Genomic DNA, 6567 nt, shown 5'->3' with positions numbered 1-6567 from the left:
TCCTTTTATAAAAGAATAATATTGACGGATAACTCAAGGAAAAAAATTAAAATTAGATGTGATGATTTAAAATTAGCAGAGGAATTTATAGAATATATAAAAGGGTATATCAATTAGAATTGATAATCAGAAAAGGAGTATATAAAAATGAAAAAAAATTGGATAATTATGTTATTAGTTATACTTAGTATGTCTAGTCCTATTTTAGCTAGAAATACCAAAATAGTTTTATCAGATGAGTCAGGAAATTCTAAATGGGAAACTATATATGAACCTATAGTAGTACAAGGAAAAAATATGTTACCTATGAGACAAGTTTTTCAGTCTGTAGGGTGTTCTCTCGTTTGGGAAGAAGAAAATAATAGGGCTGTTATTTACAACTATGAAAAAAATAAAGCTATTACAATTATACCAAATTATAATGTAGTAAAGAATTTCAGTAACAATCCTGACCCTGCAATTACAAAAATGGATTATGTAGGAGATACTATTTTAGATATAGAGCCACAGAATATTAATGGGACTTTATATGTACCAGTAAGATTAATTGAAATTTTTGGAAATAAAGTTGACTTTAATGCACAGAATAATACCATTACAATTATAACAGAGTATAAAGATGGAGAATACTTAAGAGCCGAAGAAAAAAGAATTAAAGAGCTAAAACAAGAAAAATCTAAAGCAGAAGTAGAACAAAGAAAAGAAAGTAATAAAGGAAAAACATTAGATTTAGATGGAAGAGTTATTAAAAAAGGTGACATTGTAAATAGAGAGCTATTTAGTGGGATAGTAGAAGATATTAATGGATCAAGAATAAAAGTATATTGGAATTATAAAAGTCCAGTAATACCAGATCGAGATATAAATACTTGGGCAATGTTATCAGGTATTAAATATAATACTAGTCAATGGATAGATAGTAATAAGGTATTAGTTGAGTATTAAAAATAAGAGTTATAAGTTAAATTATAAATTGACACATAGAGACAAGAAAGATTATAATAGAAATAAATTTAGACATAAAAATAAACCTGGTTATAAATATAAGTGTTTGCCGCACTATATTCATTAACTACCAGATATTTGCCGTATCAAGTAGAGAGCTTATAACAAAAGTATTTGCCGTACTAATGTTAATCATCGCAACCAAGTGTTTATTCTTATTATAGAACTATTATAATAAAGGATAAGCATAAATGCAAGATAGATTGATAAATATTAGGAAGTTTAAATATTGATAAAATAAAGCCTTACTTGTGTATCAAGTAGGGCTTTTTATATTTCAAATTAATATTGAGAGTGGAAAAGCAGTAAGTCACTATAAATAAAACTTAGGTGTGATAGAGCCAATGCAGAAAATCTATTCGGAACTACTTAATTTCTATGCTTATAATAAGTAGCTGCCGTCAACTGGTAGATTGGCAACCAGTATAAATAAACCAACGGAGGAATACAGATCGTAAGATGGTAACTTGTTTTTTTGCTATAGGGATGTATTATAGTTAAACGGAACATTTAAGGACAAGCATAGTATATAGAAACCTCAGCTAAAACCTCAGGGCATATTAAAAGGTGTAGTCTCATCCTGTTTCTTAGGGTGAACTATGCCTTTTCCTAGCTTTCCCTAGAGCATATTTAAAGAGCCCTTTGTGTCAAGTGTTTTCTATACTTCTAGGCATAGTTTTTTAAGGTTTAAGGATTATATTATTTTAAAATAGATAAAACATACAGTTAATTGACGTTAAAGGATAATAATACTTGAGTATTATTATCCTTTTTATTAGTATATGTATAAAGATTATATATAAAGGAGTTTATAAAAATGAATAATGAGTATGATGATGAGTATTATTATGAAGATGATGATGATGATGAAGATGAGTACTATTATGAAGAAGATGATGAAGATGAAGATGAGTACTATTATGAAGATGACTATCAAGATGATCCTATTGTAAAGCTTGCTAAATTAAATCAAGAATTAGGTTTTGAAGATAAATCGATAACAGGAAATAGGGGAGAATATAAACAGTTTGATAAAGATGAAAATAGTAATTATCAAATAGCAACTATAAACAGTGATAAGGTAGAAAAATATAGTGGTACAGTAGATGAAAATGAGTTAGTAATTACCCCTTATCCTAAAGAAATGGCTATAGATCAAATAAATGTTTTAAATGATAATAGTACAAATAATACTTATTATCATGATCCCAATTTAGCAGAAGAAATTAGGCAAATGAAAGAAGAAATCAAAAATATTAAAGATATATTAGTTGTTAAGACAAAAGAGGATAAGCAAAAGGAAGAGCTATATAATAAAGTTAATGATTTTAATTCTTTTATGGATCAAAAAGTATCGGAACTTAATAATTATAAATATAGTACTAGCTCATATAAACAAAATGAATATGTACAACAATTATTAAAAAATTTCATGAATAAAAATAAAAAATTAAAAAAACAAGAGATACTAAATGTAGCAATTCTTATGTTTTTAGATAAATTTAATTATTAGATATAAATATAACTTTTTATTTTAGATAAAACAAAAACCTAATAGAATTAGGGGGAAGGAAATATATATATATACATAAGTCGTAAGGAAATACACGAAGATATTTCCTTACATAATAAAGTATGAAGTAGTAAACTTAGATCTTTTATATCTATATTATAACGAAGAATATAAGAATATTATTGGAGGTTATAGTATGAATGATATAAGAAAAAGAGTTGATCTTGTAAAAGTAAAGTTATGCAAAGAAAGTAGCTTTCTATATAGTCCAAGAAAAGTGAGTTCTCCCTCAGATATTACAGAGCTGATAAGAAGAACTATAGATGAAAGTGATAGAGAAAACTTTATTGTTATAGCTTTAAATGTAAAAAATGAGCCACAAGCAGTAGAGATATGTAGCACAGGATCATTAGCTGCCTCTATAGTTCATCCTAGAGAAGTATTTAAGATGGCTATATTATCTAATGCTTATTCTCTAGTATTGGCTCATAATCATCCATCAGGAGATATTACACCAAGTAAGGAAGATATAAATATAAGTAAAAGGCTAAAAGAGTGTGGAGAGCTAATAGGAATAAAGATATTAGATCACATAATAATGGGTAATGAGAGATATCTTAGTTTAAAAGAAGAAGGATATTTATAAAGTGCTAATAAAGATTAATCTACAAGGGAATAAATATAATATTTTGATAGAGCTTGAGCGAATCAAAAGGTTAGTTTAGTTCCTTAGTAGATTAATCTTTATTTTTTTGATGAGCGAAAGTGATATTAAAATATTATATTTATTCCCTTGTAGATTAGAATATCTAGTTTATTTATATATTTGATATATATATTCTATAAAAGAATAGCTATTGCTATATATACCCGAATGATACTTTAAAATAGTTGAAAAGTAAGTTAAAATAAAGTCAGAGGACAGTTGCAGGACACAAGGAATATAAGGGAGTGATTAAGTGGAGGATAGGTTAAAAACTATTTTAGATTTACAGGATCAAGGGTATAGTAAAAAAGAAATATCTAAAAAAGTAGGATATTCTCGGACAGCTAATTTAAGTAGTTGGATGAAGAGAAGAGGTTATATTTATAATGAAATAGAAGAAAAGTATATAAAAGAAGGTATTCAGGAGATAAAAGAAAACGATAAAAACTCTTTAGAAAGTATTGACCCTAGGAAGTATTTGTTTTTAAATGATGAGGAATTAAAAGCTAAAATCATTAAAATGGGAGAGCAATATGATAATATTCAAGAGATGTTAGAATGGTTTAGGACAAAAGACAGACAGATGTCCTCAGATCAGAAAACAGAAGTGATTGAGGTAATTAATCAAGGAATACAAATAAATTTACCGAAGGTAGATAGTATTAAGACTAGTATAAGAGTAAATAAGGAAGTTTGGAGAGAGTTTGGAAGATTTGCAGAGGATCATAGCGAGTTTGTAAAAGGTGATCTATTATGTCAGGCATTAAAAGAATTTATGGGAAAACATAGATAAGAGATTACTAAATAGAGAATAAGTAAAAACAATAGAGTTTGCAAGAAATATTCTATATAATTTAGAATATCAACTAAAGAGGGGGAGAGAAAAATGGCATTAATAAAACAAGAACCTTTAAAAAAAATAAAAGAGCAAGAGGTAGCACTATTAATTCCTGAAGAAATTATTAAAGAGATAACTGAATATTGTAGAGTAGTGGGTATTACGAGAGGATATGAGAGAAATGGAGAGGCTAAAACAAGTATAGAAGCTAGAAGAGAATATTTTATTGTAGAAGCCATTAAACAGATTTTGGATAGGGATAGAGATGATCTAGAGGCGTTAAAGAATGAGCAAAGTTCAAGTACTGTAGATGAGATAATAAGTGAAGATAATTCTATAAAGCCTATTTTGCAAGAAAATTTTAACGAGTTAGTAAGCATGTTAGAGGGGGAGTGATTAAGTGATTGGATATACAGATAAGGATAAAATATGTATATGTGGATGTGAAGTATGTAACTTACTTCAGATAGAAGATAAGCAAAAAGAAAATAAAGAAAGAAGAATAAAGATTTTTAAAAGTTGTCCTCAATGTGACACTAAATGGGTAAAGATACATGGTAATACTAAATGGGTAAAAGTTAAAAAAATAGATGAGGAAATAATAAACGATAAAGATATAAGGAGTAAAGTGGAAGAGTACTTTAAAGGAATTAGATAAATGAAAAGGTATTATAAAGAACTAGTAGCATGAGGTTACTAGTTCTTTTAACGTTTAAAAAGGTACACCCTAAAAGGACAGGTGGATAAGAGCATAAAAGTGTTTGTCTGTAATTTGAAATGGACTTAATAAATAAATGTTTATGAAAGTGCTTAATTTCAAATAAATAAAAATAACAGACTGAACTTATAAGATAAACAACAGTAGAGAGGAAAGAATAACAATGAACATAGCATACGTAAGAGTTTCGACAGTAGAACAGAATGAAGCGAGACAAAAAGAAGCATTAGAAAAGCATGAGATAGGAAAATGGTTTGAAGAGAAAGTAAGTGCTAAAGATACAAACAGACCAAGACTACAAGAGATGTTAGAATTTGCAAGAGAGGGAGATACTATTTATATACATGATTTCTCACGACTAGCTAGGAGTACGGCTGATCTATTAAAGATTGTAGAAGAATTAGAAGCTAAAGGAATTCATTTAGTAAGCAATAAGGAGAATATAGACACATCTACACCAACAGGAAGACTTATGCTTACTATGATAGGAGCTATCAATGAATTTGAACGGGCTAATCTCCTAGAACGACAACGTGAGGGTATAGCCATAGCCAAGGAGAATGGAGCCTACAAGGGAAGAAAAGAAATTAATAGACCTACAGGGTGGGAAATAGTTTATAATCAATACAAGTCAAGAAAGATGACAGGAACTAAAGCTATGGAAAAGTTGGGCTTGAAGAGAAATACTTTTTATAAGTTAGTTAAAGAATATGAATTAGAGCAGTTATAGGAGGTTGATAAGATGAGACAGGGGAAAATATACAAGAATGAGCAAGGACGATACCAATTAGAAAATGATAGTTACTACTGGACGTGTGGTGACAGTATGTTGGTGTATGATGAAGATGAAGAACAATGGTTAAATGGTCGCGTAGAGTATGGTGATAGAGATTATTATTGGACTAATGATGATTATGACGTACCATTATATAATGGGTTAGAGGTAAGATTAGAGGATTAGCACAAGCTAGTCCTTTTTAGGTTTAATAAGCTACTTAATAAGAAATGATTAATGTTAGACTTGAGCTTTAATAAAGAGATTAGATAAGTTTAATATAACGTTAGATAAGTTAAATTAAATTAAAGTGAATCATTAAGCTATAAACTGTAAAATGCTTACATGGTCATAAATACTTTTTAATGATATAGTATAAACTGAAAAAATATAATTAAAGGGGAATAATTAATGTTTTGTAATAGCTGTGGAAATCAAATATTAGAAGAACATAAATTCTGTGAATCTTGTGGAAATAAGATTGCAAGAAGAGAACAAAGAGAAATTACTTTAAGCATGGATCTGAGTAATGAAATGCTAATAGAACAGGAAGAGATAGAAGAAAAGGCTGAAATACATAAAAATAAAGCATTTAAGATATTCAATAGACAAACTTTTTCTGATTTTTCATCCAGTATGTATACAATAGAGATAAATGGGAGCTTAATAGAAATAACTAAGAAAAATTATTTAGCAGGATTTATTCCTACACCAAAAAAACAAGTAAAAATACTTTCAAATAACTTAGCAAATATTCAACTAAAAAAGAAAATCCATAAATTAAATTTGTTATCAGCAATGTTCTTTGGAATAATAGGTATAAATGGAGGAGGAGCTATCTGTCTAGTATTTGCTATATTATTATTTCTAACTTCCTTTTATAAAAGAATAATATTGACGGATAACTCAAGGAAAAAAATTAAAATTAGATGTGATGATTTAAAATTAGCAGAGGAATTTATAGAATATATAAAAGGGTATATCAATTAGAATTGATAATCAGAAAAGGAGT

Annotated in this window: 9 protein-coding genes; all 9 read left to right on the top strand. The window is 28.1% G+C overall.

Annotation, left to right across the window (positions count from 1 at the left end):
- Positions 1–147 precede the first annotated feature (147 nt).
- The 9 genes from ACRDBA_RS17915 (at position 148) to ACRDBA_RS17875 (ending at position 6545) form a co-directional block, all read left to right on the top strand.
- Entirely contained in the window at positions 148–945 is a 798-nt protein-coding gene (locus ACRDBA_RS17915; RefSeq protein ID WP_438574297.1) for a stalk domain-containing protein, read from the top strand.
- Between the two features lie 877 nt (positions 946–1822).
- Entirely contained in the window at positions 1823–2518 is a 696-nt protein-coding gene (locus ACRDBA_RS17910) for a hypothetical protein (RefSeq protein WP_438574296.1), read from the top strand.
- A gap of 196 nt (positions 2519–2714) precedes the next feature.
- Positions 2715–3164, top strand: coding sequence for a JAB domain-containing protein (locus tag ACRDBA_RS17905; RefSeq protein WP_438574295.1), 450 nt, complete (start codon positions 2715–2717; stop codon positions 3162–3164).
- Between the two features lie 313 nt (positions 3165–3477).
- Positions 3478–4017 carry a hypothetical protein gene (locus ACRDBA_RS17900; protein ID WP_438574294.1) on the top strand — a complete coding sequence of 180 codons (540 nt, stop codon included), beginning with the start codon at positions 3478–3480 and terminating at the stop codon, positions 4015–4017.
- 93 nt (positions 4018–4110) lie between these two features.
- Positions 4111–4458, top strand: coding sequence for a hypothetical protein (locus ACRDBA_RS17895; RefSeq protein WP_438574293.1), 348 nt, complete (start codon positions 4111–4113; stop codon positions 4456–4458).
- Between the two features lie 4 nt (positions 4459–4462).
- The gene (locus ACRDBA_RS17890) at positions 4463–4720 is read left to right on the top strand and encodes a hypothetical protein (protein WP_438574292.1); all 258 of its coding nucleotides are present in this window, start codon (positions 4463–4465) and stop codon (positions 4718–4720) included.
- Between the two features lie 223 nt (positions 4721–4943).
- Positions 4944–5510: a recombinase family protein gene (locus ACRDBA_RS17885; RefSeq protein WP_438574291.1), complete on the top strand. Its 567-nt coding sequence runs from the start codon at positions 4944–4946 to the stop codon at positions 5508–5510.
- 12 nt (positions 5511–5522) lie between these two features.
- Positions 5523–5741 (top strand): DUF5348 domain-containing protein, encoded by a 219-nt coding sequence (locus ACRDBA_RS17880; RefSeq protein WP_438574290.1) that lies wholly within the window; start codon positions 5523–5525, stop codon positions 5739–5741.
- Between the two features lie 225 nt (positions 5742–5966).
- Entirely contained in the window at positions 5967–6545 is a 579-nt protein-coding gene (locus ACRDBA_RS17875; protein WP_438574289.1) for a zinc ribbon domain-containing protein, read from the top strand.
- The last annotated feature ends 22 nt before the right edge of the window (positions 6546–6567 follow it).

Source organism: Clostridium sp., from assembly GCF_051654825.1.
Classification (GTDB): Bacteria; Bacillota; Clostridia; order Clostridiales; family Clostridiaceae; genus Clostridium.
This window is presented reverse-complemented; position numbering and strand designations above follow the sequence as displayed.